Annotated in this window: 15 protein-coding genes and 4 tRNA genes; 17 read left to right on the forward strand and 2 right to left on the reverse strand. The window is 61.5% G+C overall.

All coding sequences use genetic code 11. The annotated features are described in order from the left end of the window. The first annotated feature begins 280 nt into the window (after positions 1-280). From ACIQUS_RS21455 to ACIQUS_RS21500, 10 genes are all read left to right on the forward strand, one after another. Positions 281-357 (forward strand) — tRNA-Arg (locus ACIQUS_RS21455). A gap of 41 nt (positions 358-398) precedes the next feature. Beyond that, a tRNA-His gene (locus ACIQUS_RS21460) sits at positions 399-474 on the forward strand. Between the two features lie 53 nt (positions 475-527). Next, positions 528-612, forward strand: a tRNA-Leu gene (locus tag ACIQUS_RS21465). Positions 613-680: 68 nt separating this feature from the next. Then, a tRNA-His gene (locus ACIQUS_RS21470) sits at positions 681-756 on the forward strand. Between the two features lie 282 nt (positions 757-1,038). After that, positions 1,039-3,450, forward strand: a complete 2,412-nt coding sequence (locus ACIQUS_RS21475; RefSeq protein WP_403051116.1) for a TonB-dependent receptor domain-containing protein — start codon at positions 1,039-1,041, stop codon at positions 3,448-3,450. Positions 3,451-3,473: 23 nt separating this feature from the next. Beyond that, on the forward strand, positions 3,474-4,406 hold the full coding sequence (locus ACIQUS_RS21480; RefSeq protein WP_403051119.1) for a ChaN family lipoprotein: 933 nt from the start codon (positions 3,474-3,476) through the stop codon (positions 4,404-4,406). A 25-nt stretch (positions 4,407-4,431) separates the two neighbouring features. Continuing rightward, complete coding sequence (locus tag ACIQUS_RS21485; protein ID WP_403051122.1) at positions 4,432-5,376, forward strand: ChuX/HutX family heme-like substrate-binding protein; 945 nt, start codon at positions 4,432-4,434, stop codon at positions 5,374-5,376. Then, the gene (locus ACIQUS_RS21490; RefSeq protein WP_403051125.1) at positions 5,373-6,197 is read left to right on the forward strand and encodes a hemin ABC transporter substrate-binding protein; all 825 of its coding nucleotides are present in this window, start codon (positions 5,373-5,375) and stop codon (positions 6,195-6,197) included. Before ACIQUS_RS21485 ends, ACIQUS_RS21490 begins: the two co-directional genes overlap by 4 nt. Beyond that, positions 6,194-7,204, forward strand: a complete 1,011-nt coding sequence (locus tag ACIQUS_RS21495; RefSeq protein ID WP_403051128.1) for a FecCD family ABC transporter permease — start codon at positions 6,194-6,196, stop codon at positions 7,202-7,204. The genes ACIQUS_RS21490 and ACIQUS_RS21495 overlap by 4 nt, the downstream gene beginning before the upstream one ends. Position 7,205: 1 nt before the next feature. Then, positions 7,206-7,973 carry an ATP-binding cassette domain-containing protein gene (locus tag ACIQUS_RS21500; RefSeq protein WP_403051131.1) on the forward strand — a complete coding sequence of 256 codons (768 nt, stop codon included), beginning with the start codon at positions 7,206-7,208 and terminating at the stop codon, positions 7,971-7,973. A 7-nt stretch (positions 7,974-7,980) separates the two neighbouring features. Here the strand turns inward: ACIQUS_RS21500 and ACIQUS_RS21505 are convergent, their stop codons facing one another. Both ACIQUS_RS21505 and ACIQUS_RS21510 read right to left on the reverse strand, forming a co-directional pair. Then, entirely contained in the window at positions 7,981-8,928 is a 948-nt protein-coding gene (locus ACIQUS_RS21505) for a FecR domain-containing protein (protein ID WP_403051134.1), read from the reverse strand. Beyond that, positions 8,925-9,434, reverse strand: coding sequence for a sigma-70 family RNA polymerase sigma factor (locus ACIQUS_RS21510; protein WP_403051137.1), 510 nt, complete (start codon positions 9,432-9,434; stop codon positions 8,925-8,927). Before ACIQUS_RS21510 ends, ACIQUS_RS21505 begins: the two co-directional genes overlap by 4 nt. Before the next feature lie 188 nt (positions 9,435-9,622). On the opposite strand from ACIQUS_RS21510, the gene ACIQUS_RS21515 reads away from it, so the two are divergent. From ACIQUS_RS21515 to ACIQUS_RS21545, 7 genes are all read left to right on the forward strand, one after another. Further along, positions 9,623-9,925 carry a DUF6388 family protein gene (locus ACIQUS_RS21515; protein WP_403051140.1) on the forward strand — a complete coding sequence of 101 codons (303 nt, stop codon included), beginning with the start codon at positions 9,623-9,625 and terminating at the stop codon, positions 9,923-9,925. Positions 9,926-10,197: 272 nt separating this feature from the next. Then, a complete protein-coding gene (gene tig / locus ACIQUS_RS21520; protein WP_403051143.1) occupies positions 10,198-11,508 on the forward strand; it encodes a trigger factor in 1,311 nt (436 codons plus the stop codon). A gap of 91 nt (positions 11,509-11,599) precedes the next feature. Further along, entirely contained in the window at positions 11,600-12,241 is a 642-nt protein-coding gene (clpP, locus tag ACIQUS_RS21525; protein ID WP_128324523.1) for an ATP-dependent Clp endopeptidase proteolytic subunit ClpP, read from the forward strand. A gap of 106 nt (positions 12,242-12,347) precedes the next feature. Next, entirely contained in the window at positions 12,348-13,631 is a 1,284-nt protein-coding gene (gene clpX / locus ACIQUS_RS21530; protein WP_038613042.1) for an ATP-dependent Clp protease ATP-binding subunit ClpX, read from the forward strand. 150 nt (positions 13,632-13,781) lie between these two features. Further along, entirely contained in the window at positions 13,782-16,178 is a 2,397-nt protein-coding gene (lon, locus tag ACIQUS_RS21535; RefSeq protein WP_403051148.1) for an endopeptidase La, read from the forward strand. A 148-nt stretch (positions 16,179-16,326) separates the two neighbouring features. Further along, positions 16,327-16,599 (forward strand): HU family DNA-binding protein, encoded by a 273-nt coding sequence (locus tag ACIQUS_RS21540; protein ID WP_285864345.1) that lies wholly within the window; start codon positions 16,327-16,329, stop codon positions 16,597-16,599. A 197-nt stretch (positions 16,600-16,796) separates the two neighbouring features. Further along, the gene (locus tag ACIQUS_RS21545; protein ID WP_403051152.1) at positions 16,797-18,668 is read left to right on the forward strand and encodes a SurA N-terminal domain-containing protein; all 1,872 of its coding nucleotides are present in this window, start codon (positions 16,797-16,799) and stop codon (positions 18,666-18,668) included. Positions 18,669-18,684 lie beyond the last annotated feature (16 nt).

Raw genomic sequence — 18,684 nt, forward strand, 5'->3', positions numbered from 1 at the left:
GCGTGATTAACCATCGAGTGGAAATAAAAGAGCGCGCATTCTCGCATGAAGGGGGGCGAGGGCAAAGGCGCTTGGTCCGAGATTTGCCCTAAGCCCTTAAATAAAATGAGTTTTTTTCAGAAAAGAGTTGACGCTCTGCCCGCTCGTCTATAAGATTCGTCGCACTTGTCGGGCGGAGCCTAGCACTGGTTAGCAAGGTCAGGCAGAATGAGCGGATTTGTTGCTTGTTCGGTACGGCTAAAAGTTAATTTGTAATCGTAATAGAAAGCAGATTAAATATGCGCCCGTAGCTCAGCTGGATAGAGCATCCGCCTTCTAAGCGGATGGTCGCAGGTTCGAGTCCTGCCGGGTGCGCCATCAGGCAGCTTAGGCACAAGTAAAGCGGTAACTGCAATATGGTGGGCGTAGCTCAGTTGGTAGAGCACAGGATTGTGATTCCTGGTGTCGTGGGTTCGATCCCCATCGTCCACCCCATATTCCAGAAGGCGTCCGATGAAAATCTGGCGCCTTTGCTTTAAACGCTTCACGCGGACGTGGTGAAATTGGTAGACACACTGGATTTAGGTTCCAGCGGCGCAAGCTGTAAGAGTTCGAGTCTCTTCGTCCGCACCATTCACGCTTTCACCGCCCTTTGCGCAAGCGCGAGAAAGCTGAAGCAACATGGCTGTAACTGCACTATGGTGGGCGTAGCTCAGTTGGTAGAGCACAGGATTGTGATTCCTGGTGTCGTGGGTTCGATCCCCATCGTCCACCCCATATTCGAAAGGCGCCCGATGAAAATCCGGCGCCTTTGCTTTTTTACCCTCCACGCTTTCGCCGCCCTTCGCTGACGTGCGAGAAAGCCAGAATCAAGCCGCCTAGTGCGGCTTTTTTCGTTTCTGCGCTTTCAGTTTGCCTCTCTCTCCTCCCATTGCTGTTCATCCCGTTCGTCCGGCGTGCTCGATTATTTTCTAAATAATTCTGATTTTCATTTCCCTTTTTGCGTTCCTCGCGTGACCTCTCTTGCAACGATCATTTGCAATGTTCAGGGAGCGTCAAGTGAAGAGCACACAGCCGGCCACCGTGCAGCGGTTGCACCACCACAATACAAGCACTGCGGCACAGGTGGCGCGCGGCGCGCTGGCGGCCCTGGCACTGGCAGGTGGATTGTCGAATGGTCCGATGGCCGTTGCGGCTGAAGTGAAAGCCGCTCAGCAGGTTCCGGCTCGCAAGCATTTCCAGATCCCGGCCGGGCCTCTGGCGCCGGCGCTGAATCAACTGGCGGGGGCCACCGGCATCATTCTGACCTACACCCCGCAACTCAGTGAGCACCGCACCACCCAGGGGCTCGACGGAGACTACACCGTCAAGGAAGCGTTCGACCTGCTGCTGATGGGGACCGGCCTGTGGATCGAGCGGCTCAAGGACCGGACCTATGTGCTGCGGGTCAATGAAGGCAGCGCCGATGCCCTGGAAGTGGCGCCGACTGTGGTTGACGCCCTGGCCGAACGTCCGGGCGCGATCCAGAGCAGCCGCGAAGCGCACCCGGAGCGCCAGGACCTGAACAGCCTGGTGCGTTCCATGCCTGGCACCTATACCTTGCACTCACGCAGCCAACCCGGGGTGTCGGTGAACATTCGCGGCCTGTCCGGGCTGGGTCGGGTCAATACCATGATCGACGGCGTCACCCAGACCTTCCGCAACAATGCCGGGCATGGCTCGGGCGGGCCGATGGCGTTCGTCGATCCCAACTTGCTGGCGGGTGTCGATGTGCAGCGCGGCTCGGTGGATGGCGCCGAAGGGGCGAATACCCTGGGCGGTACGGCAAACTTCCGGACCTTCGATATCGATGACATCGTCAAGCCGGAGCATCGCACCGGTTTTCGTACGACCTACCGCACCGGCAACAACGGCTATGGCAATACGCGAATGTTCGCCGCCGGAGCCAGGACGCAGCCTGAGGATGTGGAAGGGGTCTACGGCATCGTCGCCGCCGTCAGCAGCACCCAGACCGGCGAGTACAAGACCAGCGACGGGCAAACCAACGAGTACGACACCACCAAGCAGAACCCACGCTCAGGCCTGCTCAAGGTGCGCCTGCAGCCCAATGACCTGCACCGCCTGGACCTGAGCGGGGTGAAGTACCGCAACGAGTTCTACCACAACTACCCCTGGCAGCTGGACAACGAGACCTATCGCGCCAAGTACGGCTATACACCCTACAGCGAGTGGATCAACCTGACGGTCAATGCCTACCAGAACAAGACCCGGCTGGAGTACCCACCGGTCGAAGATTCCAGCTACATCGGGCGCAAGACCCGCGACGATGCCCATGGTTTCGACCTGACCAACGTCAGTCGTTTCAACCTTGGGCCGGTGGACGCCAACTGGAGCAACGGCCTGCGTTACTACACCGACGACTTTGTCGCCCAGACCCCGGAAAAGCGCGGCGCCAACCCGGAGGGCAAGCAGGCTACCCACAGCCTGTTCAGCACCCTTGAGTTCAACTACGACATCTATGCCTTGACCCTGGCCGGGCATTACGACGGCTACAAGGTCAGCGGCCATGTGCCCAAGTGCTCCATCCTCGGCCAGTGCCTGAGCATCGACGGCGGCGATGTCGACATCGCCCGGCGCGAACACAGCTTCAACCCGCGGATCGGCTTTGCCGTAAAGCCCTATGACTGGATGCAGCTCTACACCAGCTGGTCGAAGACTTCCCGGGCGCCACGAGTGCAGGAAATGTTCTTCGAGAAAGTCCCCCTGGAAGCCGATGCCAGTGATGCCGACGGGGTAGGGGCCAACCCGTTCCTGCATCAGGAGCGCTCGACCAACTATGAGTTCGGCGTCAACTTCAGCCGCGCTGGCCTGTTCAGTGATGCCGACTACGGGCAGCTGAAGATCAACCGCTTCATCAGCAAGATCGACGGCTACATCACGCCGCAATCCTTCGATATCGTCGACGACGAGGGTGAAGAGTCGGCGAAGATGAACTGGGTCAACTGGCCTGAACAGGTGCGCATGAGCGGGTATGAGCTCGAAGGTCGCTACGACGTCGGCTTCTTCTACACCAACCTGTCCTGGACCCGCGCCACCACCAAGGCGCCGACCACCTCCGGCATCGAGCTGGAAGATATCAACAGCCAGCCGGATCGCTACTGGACCCTGGATATCGGCACCCGCTGGTTCGACGAGCGCCTGGTGCTGGGTGCGCGCGGTGAGTATTCCGGTTCGGCCGAAGAGAGCTGGGACTGGTACGAAACCAAAAAGACGCCGTCCACCGGTGTGCTCTGGGACCTGTACGGCAGCTTGCGGGTGCAGGAGCACCTGAGCCTGTTCTTCAACGTCGAGAACGTGGCCAACAAGACCTACAGCTACAACGCCTCGGTGGACTCGATCATGTCCGCCTCCCTGGACCGTGGTACGGGGCGCGGCCGTACCGCCTCGTTCGGCTTCACCTTCGAATACTGATCAATGCAGGACGGGAGCGTTGCATGTACAAGCAAGGATTGATGGCGCTGTGCCTTGGGCTGCTGTTGGGCTGTGCCCAGGTCAATGCGCCTGCCGGGGCATCCGTCTATGCCGCAGTGGAGCCCGAGATCGCCCAATGGGGGGCGATTGTCGAGCTTGGCACAGGAAGGCAGATCAGCGCCGCTCAGTTGCTCGATGAGCTGGCACCTGCCAGCACCCTGATGGTCGGCGAGGTGCATGACAATCTGGCCCACCACCTGATCGAGCAATGGCTGGTCGCCCGCCTGGCTGAACGTCGCCGACAGGGCGCCGTGGTGCTGGAGATGCTCGACAGCGACCAGCAGCGTCCGGTGGCCGAGGTCCAGGCCTGGTTGCGCGAGGGCAACCAGGTGCGGGCGTCGCGCTTGCGCCAGATCATGCACTGGAATGAGCGTTGGCGCTGGGAGCAGTACGGTTCGTTGGTCGAATCACTGATGCCGGCACCTTATCCGCTGCTGGCCGGCAACCTGTCGACGGTTGAGCGCAAACGCCTGATGAGTACGGCGGATGCGGGCGTCGAGCGGCGCTTCCCCACGCCGGCCATCGCCGGTCGCCAGCGTGAACATATCGTGCAGATGCATTGCGGCCAGATCGATGCCGGACGCTTGCACGGCATGCTCGCCATCCAGCACGCCCGGGACCTGCGCATGGCTCAGGTGCTCGAGGGTACACAGGCGCCGCGGCTGTTGTTCGCTGGCACCCTGCACACCCTGAAAAGCCTGGGCGCGCCCCAGTACCTGGGCGCAGGCCCACAGGACCCGGGGCTCAAGGTGCTGGTGATCGGCGAGCAGGGCCAGGCACTCACCGACAGTGACGCCGACTATCTGTGGATGCTGCCTGCCCGGGATACCGACGGTTCGGCACTGGTCAGCGCAGTCGCCGCCTGCGATCAACCGCTACCGACTGCCAGCCATTAAAGCCTTCATTACAAGGAGTTTACCGATGATCGAATCCACACCTGCCGGGCTCGCCTTGACGGCCGCCACCGACTGTCTGTGTCTTGACCTGCCGGCGGCGGAGGTCGCTGCCCGGTTGCACACCTTGGGTGCGGTCCGCACCCTGACCCCGACCAGCCATGCCTGGATCGAACAGGTAGGCTGCTATCCGCAATCCGACGATATCAGCGAGGCCGGCCTGGTGCTGGGCGACGACGGTCTGGACCTGCGCCTGAACCTGCGCGCCTGGTATTGGGTGGGCATGATTCATGATGTCAGCCGCAACCTCTACAGCCTGAACGTTTTCGATCGCCATGGCCGATCATTGCTGTGGCTGGCGTCTACGACCGGCTCGTCACTGGCGGCTTGGGCGCAGCTCTATGGGCAGTGCGTTGCCCGCCGGCCTGATTTCTCCCCGCGCGATGCCGTCAGTTTGCGTCAGCCACAGGTCCCGGGTCTGGTCCAGGAGTGGGCAGCGATGAGCAACGTGCATGAGCATTTTGCCCTGCTCAAGCGCCACGGCCTGACCCGCTACGAAGGCAATCAATTGGTGGCGCCGCAATTCGCCCGCCGCTTGCAGGTAGGCAGCCCGGTCGCCTTGTTCCGTCGACTGGCGCAAAGCGGTCTTGAGTTGATGCTGTTCGTCTACAGCGCTGGCAGCGTGCAGATTTTCACCGGCCAACTGACCGGCCTGCAGGCGCAGGGTGAAAAACTGGTATTCGATATGCCTGCCACGGCGCTTGCCGCTGCAACCTGTTTCAGCATCCAGGAGGCGCCCGACGCGCAAACCTGGCGGGTGCACAAACCCAATGAGCAGGGCGGCGTTACCAGTCTTGAGCTGTTCGATGCCGAGCAGCGCCTGATCGTCCAGGTATTTGCCCGCCGTCCAGCCGGTGAGCCGGAGCAACAGGCCTGGCGCCAGTGGCTGGACGCGCTGGAGGTGGCTGGATGAGAGCGCTCTATCTGGCCCTGTGTGTGCTGCTGGGCAGCACGGGAGCACGCGCTGCCGACACGCTGGTGATCGGCAACGACCTGGCGGAAATTGTCGAGCGGCTGGATGCTGCCTCGCGCCTGGTCGGTCGTGACGACTCCAGTCGTTACCCGGCCGAGATTGCGCGCCTGCCGTCGGTGGGCTATTTGCGGCAACTGTCGGCCGAGGGCATGCTCGCCCTGAAGCCCCGGCGAGTGTTGATCAGTGATGCGGCGCGGCCGGCCATTGTCCTGCAGCAATTGCGCGGCGTGGGCCTTGAGGTGATCAGCGTCGCACGTGGCAAGGGCATCGGCGACATCGAGGCGAAAATCCACACGGTCGCCGAGGCGATGGACAGGCGTAGGCAAAGCCCGGCGTTGATCGAGGAGCAGCGGCGCCTGATCGAGGCGCTCGGCAAGCAACCACCGCTCAAGGGCCCCAAGGCACTGTACCTCTTCAACCGTGCCGGCATGACGCCCCTGGTGATGGGGCGTGGAACCGAGGCGAACGCGGTGCTGGAGCAGGCCGGGATCGAGAACAGCGCGACCTTCGATGCCTACAAGCAGGTGGCGGCCGAAGCCATGGTCTCGCTGGCGCCCGATTTCGTCATCATCAGCCAGGCCGGACTGCAGGCGCTGGGCGGCGAAGACAGCCTGTGGAAGCTCGGTGGGCTTGCCCATACCCCGGCTGGCCAGCATCGCCGGCTGGTGCTGATCGATGACCAGGCGCTGCTGAGCCTTGGGCCGCGCACGGTCCAGGCGATGCTGCAGCTGCGCCGGGATGCCGGAGCCTTGTTTCCATGACCGGCTCCCGTACGACCTCACTACAGACCCTGTCGATGATGCTGGCGGGGCTGTGTCTGTTGCTCACGGCCTGTTCGCTGGTGGGCAGTATCGGCCTGTCGCCGAGCATATTCCTCGGAGTGGCGCCCGCGCCGCTGGAGTGGCAGGTGTGGAGCGAAGTGCGCCTGCCGCGCCTGCTGCTGGCGGTGCTGGTGGGCTCCACCCTGGCGGCCGGCGGCACGGCCATGCAGGGGCTGTTTCGCAATCCGCTGGCCGACCCGACCCTGCTCGGCCAGGCCAGTGGCGCCGGGCTTGCGGTATCGATCTGGGTGGTGCTGGTCAATGGCCGGCTGCCGGGATTCGAGCTGTACGGTCAGTTTGTGGCGGGCTTTGTCGGGGCCTTGCTGGTGACCCTGGTGATCTTTCGTATCGGACGGGGCAGTCAGGGGCGCGAGTCGACCATCACCTTGCTGCTGGCGGGGCTGGTGATCAATACCCTGACCGGCGCGGTGGGCGGGATCCTTGCGTATATCGCCAGTGAAGAGCAGCTGCGCCAGTTGAGCCTGTGGGGCATGGGCAGCCTGAGCAGCGCGCAATGGACGACCCTGAGCGTCGCCTGTGTGGTGCTGCCGCCGGCGTTGTGGGTGCTGTCGCGCTGTGCGGCGGACCTTGACCTGTTCCAGTTGGGCGAAGTGTCTGCCCATGCGGCGGGCCTGGACAGCGATCGGCTCAAGAGTCGCGTGGTGCTGGCATCGTCGCTGGGGGTGGGGCTGTGTGTGGCCCTGACCGGGATCATCGGCTTCATCGGCCTGCTGGTGCCGCACTGCCTGCGCCTGTATTTCGGTCCCGGACATCGCTTGTTGATCCCGGCCTCGATGCTCTGCGGGGCCATTCTCTTGTTGCTCGCCGATACCCTGGCCAGGAGCCTGACCAGCCCTGCCGAGATTCCGGTGGGGTTGGTGACCAGCGTGATCGGTGGGCCTTACTTCTTATGGTTGCTGCTTGGGCGCAAAGTGCGGGAGTTCTGAGATGCTTGAACTGATCAAAGCCAGCCTGGAGCAGCCGTTCGCGCTGGCGCCGTTGAGTGAATATATAAAGGAAGGCCAGTTGCTCGGCCTGATCGGGCCCAACGGTGCCGGCAAAAGTACCTTGCTGTCGCTGATTTCCGGTTACACCCGGCCCGATAGTGGCGAGGTGCGCTTGCAGGGGCGGTCGCTGGTCGACTATGCCCCCCGGCAACTGGCGCGCAGGCGCGCCCTGGTGACCCAGCAGATGGACAGCGTGTTCGACTGGCAGGTACAGGAATTCATCCAGTTAGGGCAGCAGCACCCTGGTGAACCTTGTCCGGGCGTGGTCGATGCGCTGGACATCGGTCACTTGCTGCAGCGTGGGGTGTTGTCGTTGTCGGGAGGTGAACTGCAGCGGGTGACCATTGCCCGGGCGATGAACCAGCTGGCGATCAGTCCCCAGGCTGATGTGGCTAACGAGGGCGAGGGGCGTCTGCTGTTGCTCGATGAACCGACCAGCGCCCTGGATATCGGCCAGCAGCAGAACCTGATGCGGGTCCTGCGGTTGCTGGCCCGCTCACCTCGGGTCGCGGTGGTCTGTGTGCTGCATGACCTTAATCTGGCGGCACGCTATTGCGATCGCTTGTGGCTGCTGGAGCGGGGGCGGTTATGTGCCAGCGGTACACCCGAGCAGGTGCTCAGTGAGGCGCGGATCGCCCAGGTGTTCGGCGCCCAGGTCAAGGTCGAGGCGAAGGCCGGGCAGGGGGTGCGTATCGAGCTGGCGTCATGAGCGGCGCTCAGCGCGCCGTCAGGGTGACCCAGTAGCGGGAGCGGCGCTGCACCCGGACCGGCAGGGCGTGGGTCAGGGCCTCGAGTACCGCGTCGCTGTCGGCCAGGGGGTAGACGCCGGAAATGCGCAGGTCGGCGACCTCTTCGGCGCAGCGCAGCAGGCCGGGGCGATAGCGGGCCAATTGGCGGGTGAAGGCGTCCAGGCGCATACCCTGGGCCACCAGCAGGCCCTGGGTCCAGGCGGGTTCTGCGCCGGCAAGGGAGTGCAGGTCGGCATGCCGGCTGTCGAAGCGGCTGCGCTCTCCCGGTTTCAGGCGCAGGGTGCCCTGGGGGGCGTGGAGCGGTTGCAGCACTACAACGCCATCGAACAGTGACACCTCGGTGCTGCCTGCCAGCAGTTCGACCACAAACCGGGTGCCCAATGCGCGTACGCTGCCCTGAGGCGTTTCAACGCTCAAGGGGGCGGCCGCATAGCGCGGAGCGTGACCGCTGTCGACCAGCAGGCGACCGCTGTTCAACTGCAGGCGCCGTTGCTCCGGGCCCAGATGCACCACCACTTCAGTGTCGGCATCCAGGGTCAGCTGGCTGCCATCGTCAAGGGCGATGGTGCGCGGCGCGCTGGCGCCATTGCTGTAGGTCAGGGCGCTGCCGGACGTGCTGCGATACAGCAACTGCCCGGCGCAGCCGAACAGGCCGAGCACGGCCAGGGCCTTGACCGCACGGCGGCGACTGGTGTCCGGCCGCTTGCTAAGGCTCTGGTAACCGGCACGTGGCTCCAGCCCCGCCAGGCGCTTGCGCAGGGCCTGGATATGCAGCCAGGCCCGCTCGTTGTCGGGGTCGGCGTTGCGCCAGCGGGTGAGCGCCTGCTCCTGGTCGGGGGGCAGGGGGCCTTCCATGGTTTCGGTCAGCCACTGGGCTGCTTCGCGGGTGGTGCGGGCGTTGAAGGGGGCGGTCATGGCAGCTGGGCAAAAAAGCAGTGTTGATTGGCGCGCACCAGGTACAGCTTCACCGAGCGAGTGCTGACCTGCAGGCGCTCGGCGATTTCGGCGATTTTCAGGCCCTGCAGGTGCGACAACAGGAACGCCTCGCGTACCTTGCTCGGTAGTGCATCGAGCATGCGGTCGAGCAGCGTCAGGGCTTCGAGGGCCAGGATGCGCACTTCCGGCGAGGGTTCCAGCGCCTCGGGCAGCAGGGCCAGGGCTTCCAGGTAGGCTTGCTCGACCAGGCGGCGGCGGTAGACGTTGGCCATCAGGCGGCGGGCGACCGTGGACAGGAACGAGCGCGGTTCGCGGATCTGGAACAGGTCTTTGCTGGTGAGAATGCTAAGGAAGGTGTCCTGGGCGATATCGGCCGCATGCTCCGGGCAACCGATGCGCTGGCGCAACCAGCGGTGTAGCCAGTGATGGTGATCCTGGTAGAGCGTTTGCAGGCAGGTGTTGGCCGGGGTAGGGCTGGAGTGCATGTGAGGGTTGCGCCGGTGTGAAGCAAAATGATGGCGCAGTATAACGATACTCATTACCTAATGATAATTAATTGTGTTTGGCGTATCGCTGGCGTGCGCTCCGGCGGGCTGGTGACAAAGGGGCAAAAGCTGATAGATTTCAGCCGGTTGAGGCCGTAATCAACGGCAGATGCAATGAGGACCGCGTCATGATTTCCAAAGAACGCCAGGACAGCGCGCTGCAGCGCTTTGCCGAGGCCAATCCGCAGCTGCTTGAAGAGATTGCCGGGCTCAGTGCCCAGGAGCAGCACCAGCAGATCGAATGGGCGTTCGAGGATGCCGCGCAGGAGCAGGGTCTTGAACCCTGGGAACTGACCCTGCAACTGATCGCCGGATCCGATGAGGAACTCAGGGCCATGCGCCTGGAAGTGCACCGGGATGTGGCCGAGGCACTGGGCATGGACTGGGACGAGTATTGCAGTTTCAACGAAATCGACGATTCGGCACCCTGAGTGCCGAGGACCTGCGCTGTAGTGTTTTGACAAGAATTTCTGGCTGCCCAGCGCCTGCTCGGTCCTCTTGCAAAGAGGGCGTCCAGGCCTTGGGTGGCGGGTCTTGAGCGCCCTTGGGCAAGGTTTTTGCCGGGGGCTTTGAATGAAATGGACCGGCGTACTTTCCCGTCGTCCTGAACGGGGTGACTTCTGGCCTGTGAGCCACTAGAATGCTTGCCCTTGATTCTGGAGTCGGGTATCGCCGGCTAACGTCTGTGCAACGAGGAATATCCATGCAAGTTTCTGTTGAAAATACTTCTGCTCTCGAGCGTCGCATGACCATCGCCGTTCCGGCAGAGCGCGTCGAGACCGAAGTCAACAAGCGTCTGCAACAGACTGCCCGTCGCGCCAAGGTTCCAGGCTTCCGCCCTGGCAAGGTGCCGATGAGCGTGATCCGTCAGCGTTATGAAGATGCCGCCCGTCAGGAAGCCTTCGGTGACCTGGTCCAGGCTTCCTTCTACGAAGCTGTGGTCGAGCAGAAGCTGAACCCGGCTGGCGCACCTGCCGTCGAGCCAAAGTCCTTCGAAAAGGGCAAGGACCTGGAATACGTCGCAGTTTTCGAAGTGTTCCCTGAGTTCACCGTTGCCGGTTTCGACTCGATCGCCGTCGAGCGCCTGAGCGCCGAAGTGGCAGACGCCGATCTGGACAACATGCTGGAAGTGCTGCGCAAGCAGAACGTCCGTTTCGAAGCCGCCGAGCGCGCTGCCCAGAACGAAGACCAGCTGAACATCGATTTCGTCGGCAAGATCGACGGCGAAGCCTTCGCTGGCGGTTCGGCCAAGGGCACCCAGCTGGTACTGGGCTCCGGTCGCATGATCCCGGGCTTCGAAGAAGGCCTGGTCGGCGCCAAGGCCGGTGAAGAGCGCGTCCTGAACCTGGCATTCCCAGAGGATTACCAGAACCTGGACCTGGCCGGTAAAACCGCCGAGTTCACCGTTACCGTCAACAGCGTTTCCGAGCCTAAGCTGCCTGAGCTGAACGAAGAGTTCTTTGCCCAGTTCGGCATCAAGGAAAGCGGCGTCGACGGCTTCCGCGCCGAAGTTCGCAAGAACATGGAGCGTGAACTGCGCCAGGCCATCAAGACCAAGGTCAAGAACCAGGTAATGGACGGCCTGCTGGCTGCCAACCCGATCGAAGTGCCAAAAGCCCTGCTGGAAAACGAAGTGAACCGCCTGCGCGTTCAAGCCGTTCAACAGTTCGGTGGCAACATCAAGCCTGAGCAACTGCCGGCCGAGCTGTTCGAAGAGCAAGCCAAGCGTCGCGTCGTACTGGGCCTGATCGTCGCCGAAGTGGTCAAGCAGAACGACCTGAAGCCGGACGAAGCTCGCGTTCGTGAAATGATCCAGGAAATGGCTTCGGCCTACCAGGAGCCTGAGCAGGTCGTAGCCTGGTACTACAAGAACGACCAGCAGCTGAACGAAGTTCGTTCGGTTGTGCTGGAAGAACAAGTTGTGGATACTGTTCTGCAGAAAGCTACTGTGACCGATAAATCGGTCTCGTACGAAGAAGCTGTCAAGCCAGCACAGGCTCCTGCCGCTGACTGATTTCCTTCTCTCGTAGGAAAACACCACAAGCCAGCCTTCGAGCTGGCTTGTGCGTATTCAAGACATGACTATTTGGGAGTGAGTGCAGGACATGTCCCGCAATTCTTATTATCAGCAGAGCTCTGACATCCAGGCCGCAGGCGGTCTGGTCCCGATGGTTATCGAGCAATCCGCTCGTGGCGAACGCGCCTACGACATCTACTCGCGCCTGTTGAAGGAGCGGGTGATCTTCCTGGTCGGCCCGGTAGAGGACTACATGGCCAACCTGATCGCGGCGCAGTTGCTGTTCCTTGAAGCGGAAAACCCGGACAAGGATATCCATCTCTACATCAACTCGCCGGGCGGTTCGGTGACTGCGGGCATGTCGATCTACGACACCATGCAGTTCATCAAGCCGGACGTCTCCACCACCTGCATCGGCCAGGCCTGCTCCATGGGTGCCTTCCTGCTCGCTGCCGGCGCCAAGGGCAAGCGTCACTGCCTGCCGAACTCGCGGGTGATGATTCACCAGCCACTGGGCGGCTTCCAGGGCCAGGCGACGGACATCGAGATCCACGCCAAGGAAATCCTCTCCATCAAGTCGCGCCTGAACGAGCTCCTGGCCTACCACACCGGCCAGGACCTGGAAACCATCAAGCGTGACACCGAACGCGACAACTTCATGAGCGCACAACGTGCCGCCGAGTATGGCCTGATCGACTCGGTACACGAAAAGCGTCAAATGGCTGTCTGACAAGGCGCCAAAGCAGGTGGTCGGGCCGTCCCGCCACCTGCGGACTTGAAAAAGCCCGCAATTGCCTTCATCTTGTGTTGCAAGCCTACCGGATTGGATCGATCGAATGACTGACACCCGTAACGGCGAGGACAACGGCAAATTGCTCTATTGCTCCTTCTGCGGCAAAAGCCAGCACGAAGTGCGCAAGTTGATTGCCGGCCCCTCGGTATTTATCTGCGACGAGTGCGTCGACCTGTGCAACGACATCATCCGTGAGGAGGTGCAGGAAGCCCAGGCCGAGAGCAGCGCGCATAAACTGCCTTCGCCGAAAGAAATCAGCACCATCCTGGACCAGTACGTCATTGGTCAGGAGCGTGCGAAAAAGGTACTGGCCGTAGCGGTGTACAACCACTACAAGCGCCTGAACCAACGCGACAAGAAGAACGACGACGTCGAACTCGGCAAGAGTAACATCCTGCTGATCGGTCCGACGGGCTCGGGCAAGACCCTGCTCGCCGAAACCCTGGCGCGTCTGTTGAATGTACCGTTCACCATCGCCGATGCCACCACCCTGACCGAAGCCGGTTATGTCGGTGAAGACGTCGAGAACATCATTCAGAAACTGCTGCAAAAGTGCGACTACGACGTGGAAAAGGCCCAGATGGGCATTGTCTACATCGACGAGATCGACAAGATTTCGCGCAAGTCGGACAACCCGTCCATCACCCGCGACGTTTCGGGCGAGGGCGTGCAGCAGGCGCTGCTCAAGCTGATCGAAGGCACGGTTGCCTCGGTACCGCCGCAAGGTGGCCGCAAGCACCCGCAGCAGGAGTTCCTGCAGGTCGATACGCGCAATATCCTGTTCATCTGTGGCGGTGCGTTCTCGGGCCTGGAAAAGGTCATCCAGAACCGTTCCACCCGCGGCGGCATCGGCTTTGGCGCCGAAGTTCGCAGCAAGCAGGAAGGCAAGAAGGTTGGCGAGTCGCTGCGTGAGGTCGAGCCTGACGATCTGGTCAAGTTCGGCCTGATCCCGGAATTCGTCGGCCGCCTGCCGGTACTGGCGACCCTCGACGAGCTCGACGAAGCTGCCTTGATGCAGATCCTCACCGAGCCGAAGAACGCCCTGACCAAGCAGTACGCCAAGCTGTTCGAGATGGAAGGTGTGGACCTGGAGTTCCGCAGCGATGCGCTCAAGTCCGTGGCCCGCAAGGCCCTGGAGCGCAAGACTGGTGCCCGTGGCTTGCGCTCGATCCTCGAAGGCATCCTGCTCGACACCATGTACGAGATTCCTTCGCAGAAGGATGTCAGCAAGGTGGTGATCGACGAGAGCGTCATCGAAGGCTCTTCGCAGCCGCTGCTGATCTACGAGAACAGCGAGCCGCAAGCCAAAGCTGCACCTGACGTCTGAGTCGACAAACGGCTCGAAATTGCAAGGGGCCTTCGGGCCCCTTTGCTTTTGCTGTCGTAGCGCTTGTTTTTTTGTAAGCCTGCCCCCACATTAAACCAACGCACATATTCCACCGGTTTCCGGCCATAAGGCCGCTGTAGAGGCGAAATCATGAAGACCACCCTCGACTTGCCTCTTTTGCCATTGCGCGATGTCGTCGTCTATCCGCACATGGTTATCCCACTGTTCGTGGGGCGCGAGAAGTCCATCGAAGCCCTTGAGGCCGCCATGGCAGGCGAGAAGCAGATCCTCCTGCTGGCCCAGAAGAACCCCGCTGACGACGATCCGGGCGAAGACGCCCTGTACCGCGTCGGTACCATTGCCACCGTCCTGCAGCTGTTGAAACTGCCTGATGGCACCGTCAAGGTGCTGGTCGAGGGCGAGCAGCGTGGTGCAGTCGAGCGTTTCAACGAAGTTGACGGCCACATCCGCGCCGAGGTTTCGCTGATCGAAGAGTCCCAGACCGCCGAGCGCGAGTCTGAAGTCTTCGTTCGTAGCTTGTTGTCACAATTTGAACAATACGTTCAGCTGGGCAAAAAAGTCCCGGCTGAAGTCCTGTCGTCGCTCAACAGCATCGACGAGCCCGGGCGCCTGGTCGACACCATGGCCGCGCATATGGCCCTGAAGATCGAGCAGAAGCAGGAAATCCTCGAGATCCTCGACCTGGGCGCTCGTGTCGAGCACGTCATGGCTCTGCTGGATGCCGAGATCGACCTGCTGCAGGTCGAGAAGCGCATCCGCGGCCGGGTCAAGAAGCAGATGGAGCGCAGCCAGCGCGAGTACTACCTGAATGAGCAGATGAAGGCCATTCAGAAGGAGCTGGGCGACAGCGAAGAAGGCCACAACGAAGTCGAAGAGCTGAAGAAGCGCCTCGACGCCGCCGGCCTGCCGAAAGATGCCTATGCCAAGGCCCAGGCCGAGCTGAACAAGCTCAAGCAGATGTCGCCGATGTCCGCCGAAGCCACCGTGGTGCGCTCCTATCTGGACTGGCTGGTGCAGGTGCCGTGGAAGGCGCAGAGCAAGGTGCGCCTGGATCTGGCCAAGGCCGAAGAGATCCTCGACGCCGACCACTACGGCCTGGAAGAGGTCAAGGAACGTATCCTCGAGTACCTCGCGGTGCAAAAGCGGGTCAAGAAGATCCGCGGCCCTGTGCTGTGCCTGGTTGGTCCACCGGGCGTGGGCAAGACCTCCCTGGCCGAATCGATCGCCAGCGCCACCAACCGCAAGTTCGTGCGCATGGCCCTGGGTGGCGTGCGTGACGAGGCCGAGATCCGTGGTCACCGCCGTACCTACATTGGTTCGATGCCAGGTCGCCTGATCCAGAAAATGACCAAGGTGGGCGTGCGCAACCCGCTGTTCCTGCTCGATGAAATCGACAAGATGGGCAGCGACATGCGTGGTGACCCGGCCTCGGCATTGCTCGAGGTCCTCGATCCGGAGCAGAACCACAACTTCAACGATCACTACCTGGAAGTCGACTACGACCTTTCCGATGTGATGTTCCTCTGCACCTCCAACTCGATGAACATCCCGCCGGCGCTGCTGGACCGGATGGAAGTCATCCGTCTGCCGGGCTACACCGAAGACGAGAAGATCAACATCGCGGTCAAGTACCTGACGCCCAAGCAGATCAAGGCCAACGGCCTGAAGAAGGGCGAGTTGGAAGTCGACGTCACGGCCATCCGCGACATCATCCGCTACTACACCCGTGAAGCGGGTGTGCGGGGCCTGGAGCGGCAGATCGCCAAGGTGTGCCGCAAGGTGGTCAAGGAACACGCCGGTCTCAAGCAGGTGGCCGTCAAGGTCACTGGCGAGCAGCTGGAGCACTTCCTCGGGGTGCGCAAGTTCCGTTATGGCCTGGCCGAACAGCAGGACCAGGTCGGTCAGGTTACAGGCCTGGCCTGGACCCAGGTGGGCGGCGAGCTGTTGACCATCGAGGCCGCGGTGATTCCGGGCAAGGGGCAACTGATCAAGACCGGCTCTCTGGGCGATGTGATGGTCGAGTCGATCACCGCGGCGCAAACCGTGGTACGCAGCCGTGCGAAGAGCCTGGGTATCCCGGCCGACTTCCACGAGAAGCGCGACACCCACATCCACATGCCTGAAGGCGCAACGCCCAAGGATGGTCCAAGTGCCGGTATCGGCATGTGCACCGCCCTGGTTTCGGCGCTGACGCAGATTCCGGTGCGTGCCGATGTGGCCATGACCGGTGAAATCACCCTGCGTGGCCAGGTACTGGCCATTGGTGGACTTAAAGAGAAACTGCTGGCGGCTCACCGCGGCGGGATCAAGACCGTAATCATTCCAGAAGAGAACGTACGCGATCTGAAGGAAATTCCTGAAAATATTAAGCAGGATCTACAGATTAAACCGGTCAAATGGATTGACGAAGTCCTCCAAATTGCGCTGCAATACGCCCCGGAGCCCTTGCCAGATGTGGCTCCCGAGATTGTCGCCAAGGATGAAAAGCGCGACAGCGATTCCAAGGAAAGAATCAGCACGCATTAGTACGTATTTGGCTGGGGGGCTTTCTTGACAGTTTTTTCGGGCCCTTGTTATAAAGCGGCACCTAAGTGTCAACAGGCCACCCAGCGCTCGTTTTGCTTTTCATTACATACTTAGAAACAAACTCAATAGAGATATAAGGGGACTTAGAGTGAACAAGTCGGAACTGATTGACGCTATCGCCGCATCTGCTGACATCCCGAAAGCTGTAGCTGGCCGTGCGCTGGACGCAGTAATCGAATCCGTCACCGGCGCCCTGAAGCAAGGTGACTCCGTGGTACTGGTAGGTTTCGGTACCTTCTCCGTAACCGATCGCCCAGCTCGCACCGGCCGCAACCCGCAAACCGGCAAGACTCTGGAAATCCCTGCTGCCAAGAAGCCAGGCTTCAAGGCTGGCAAGGCACTGAAAGAAGCCGTCAACTAAGTCGCTTCCTTCAGGCTAACGCCTAACCGGGCCAGGCTCATGCCTGGCTTGGCTGCTGAACCTCGGGAAGCCTTGTAAAGCAACCTGGGGTTTGGCCGGTTACGAGAAGGCGCATCCTCGGATGCGCCTTTCTTCTATCAGGACTCTACCCACGCTCCACGGTTGTTTCATTCAGTACAACCGTTTCTGGGGGACGCATGCTGCAGAATATCAGGGACAATTCACAAGGTTGGATTGCCAAGACCATCATCGGTGTCATCGTAGCCTTGATGGCACTGACCGGCTTCGATGCCATCTTCCAGGCCACCACCCACAGCACGGATGCTGCCAAGGTCAATGGTGACACCATTAGCCAGAACGAGCTGAGCCAGGCCGTCGACATGCAACGTCGGCAGCTGATGCAACAGCTGGGCAAGGATTTCGATCCTTCGCTGCTCAACGAGAACATGCTGCGTGAAGCAGCCCTCAAGGGCTTGATCGACCGCAAGTTGCTGCTCCAGGGTGCCGAAGACGCCAAGTTCTCCTTCTCCGAAGCCGCGCTGGATCAGGTGATCCTGCAGACGCCGGAGTTCCAGGTCGATGGCAAGTTCAGCCCGGAGCGCTTTGACCAGGTCATTCGCCAGATGGGCTACGGCCGTCTGCAATTCCGTCAGATGCTGGCGGAAGAAATGCTCATCGGACAACTGCGCGCCGGCCTGGCTGGCAGTGGCTTCGTCACCGACGAGCAGGTCAACGCCTTCGCACGCCTGGAAAAACAGACCCGCGATTTCGCTTCGCTGACCTTCAAGGCCGATCCGGCTGCGGCCAAGGTTACCGACGAGCAGATCAAGGCGCACTACGACGAGCACGCCAAGGAGTTCATGAGCCCCGACCAGGTGGTCATCGACTACATCGAGCTCAAGAAGTCGGCGTTCTTCGATCAGGTCAACGTCAACGACGACGCGCTCAAGGCCCTGTACGAGAAGGAAGTCGCCAACCTGGCCGAGCAGCGCCACGCTGCGCACATCCTCATCGAAGTCAACGACAAGGTGGACGAGGCCCAGGCCAAGGCGCGCATCGAAGAAGTCCAGCAACGCCTGGCCAAGGGTGAAGACTTTGCCAAGCTGGCCAAGGAATTTTCCCAGGACCCGGGCTCTGCCAACAATGGCGGTGACCTCGGGTTTGCCGGCCAGGGTGTCTACGATCCGGCCTTTGAAGAGGCGCTGTACGCGCTGAACAAGGACCAGGTCTCGGCACCGGTGCGCACCGAGTACGGCTTCCATTTGATCAAGCTGCTGGACGTCCAGGCGCCCGAGAAGCCGAGCTTCGCCAGCCTGAAGGACAAGCTGACCCGCGAGCTCAAGACCCAGCAGGTCGAACAACGTTTCGTCGAAGTCACCAAGCAGCTTGAAGACGCGGCGTTCGAAGCCTCCGACCTGGCCCAGCCGGCCCAGGACCTGGGCCTGAAGGTGCAGACCTCCGCGGCCTTCGGTCGTGAGGGTGGCGAAGGCATCACTGCCAATCGCGCCGTCATCCAGGCGGCCTACAGCACTGAAGTGCTGGAAGAGGGCTCCAACAGCCCGGCCATCGAGCTGGATCCGGAGACCATCGTGGTCCTGCGCGTCAAGGAGCACCGCAAGCCGGAGCAACTGGGTCTGGATGTGGTCAGCGACAGCATCCGCCAGCACCTGGCCAAGGAGCAGGCAACCGCTGCGCTGAAAACCAAGGCTGACGCACTGATTGCCGGTTTGCGCGATGGCAGCATCCCGCTGGCCGCCAGCCAGGATGGTCAGAGCTGGAAGGTCCAGGAAGCGGCGTCGCGGGTTCAGGAAGGCATCGACCCGGTCGAGCTGCAGGCCCTGTTCCGCATGGCCAAGCCTGAAGCCAAGGACAAGCCGGTGTACGGTAGCGTGACCCTCAATGACGGCAGCCTGGTGGTATTGCGTCTGAACGGCGTCAACGAAGGTACTGCGGCCACTGAAGAAGAGAAGGCGGCCTACCGTCGCTTCCTCGCTTCCCGCGCTGGCCAGCAGGACTTCGCGGCTTACCGCAAGCAGCTGGAAACCAAGGCGGATATCACTCGCTACTAAGTGATGCCGCAAAAAA

The sequence above is a fragment of the Pseudomonas sp. NPDC090755 genome (assembly GCF_044769005.1).
GTDB lineage: Bacteria > Pseudomonadota > Gammaproteobacteria > Pseudomonadales > Pseudomonadaceae > Aquipseudomonas.

What these genes read in the sequence shown, in the direction of transcription:
- ACIQUS_RS21505 (WP_403051134.1), bottom strand. Translation starts at nt 8,928, where the DNA reads ATGACCGCCCCCTTCAACGCCCGCACCACCCGCGAAGCAGCCCAGTGG.
- clpP (WP_128324523.1), top strand. Translation starts at nt 11,600, where the DNA reads ATGTCCCGCAATTCTTATTATCAGCAGAGCTCTGACATCCAGGCCGCA.
- ACIQUS_RS21545 (WP_403051152.1), top strand. Translation starts at nt 16,797, where the DNA reads ATGCTGCAGAATATCAGGGACAATTCACAAGGTTGGATTGCCAAGACC.
- ACIQUS_RS21480 (WP_403051119.1), top strand. Translation starts at nt 3,474, where the DNA reads ATGTACAAGCAAGGATTGATGGCGCTGTGCCTTGGGCTGCTGTTGGGC.
- tig (WP_403051143.1), top strand. Translation starts at nt 10,198, where the DNA reads ATGCAAGTTTCTGTTGAAAATACTTCTGCTCTCGAGCGTCGCATGACC.
- ACIQUS_RS21495 (WP_403051128.1), top strand. Translation starts at nt 6,194, where the DNA reads ATGACCGGCTCCCGTACGACCTCACTACAGACCCTGTCGATGATGCTG.
- clpX (WP_038613042.1), top strand. Translation starts at nt 12,348, where the DNA reads ATGACTGACACCCGTAACGGCGAGGACAACGGCAAATTGCTCTATTGC.
- ACIQUS_RS21515 (WP_403051140.1), top strand. Translation starts at nt 9,623, where the DNA reads ATGATTTCCAAAGAACGCCAGGACAGCGCGCTGCAGCGCTTTGCCGAG.
- ACIQUS_RS21500 (WP_403051131.1), top strand. Translation starts at nt 7,206, where the DNA reads ATGCTTGAACTGATCAAAGCCAGCCTGGAGCAGCCGTTCGCGCTGGCG.
- ACIQUS_RS21490 (WP_403051125.1), top strand. Translation starts at nt 5,373, where the DNA reads ATGAGAGCGCTCTATCTGGCCCTGTGTGTGCTGCTGGGCAGCACGGGA.
- ACIQUS_RS21485 (WP_403051122.1), top strand. Translation starts at nt 4,432, where the DNA reads ATGATCGAATCCACACCTGCCGGGCTCGCCTTGACGGCCGCCACCGAC.
- lon (WP_403051148.1), top strand. Translation starts at nt 13,782, where the DNA reads ATGAAGACCACCCTCGACTTGCCTCTTTTGCCATTGCGCGATGTCGTC.
- ACIQUS_RS21510 (WP_403051137.1), bottom strand. Translation starts at nt 9,434, where the DNA reads ATGCACTCCAGCCCTACCCCGGCCAACACCTGCCTGCAAACGCTCTAC.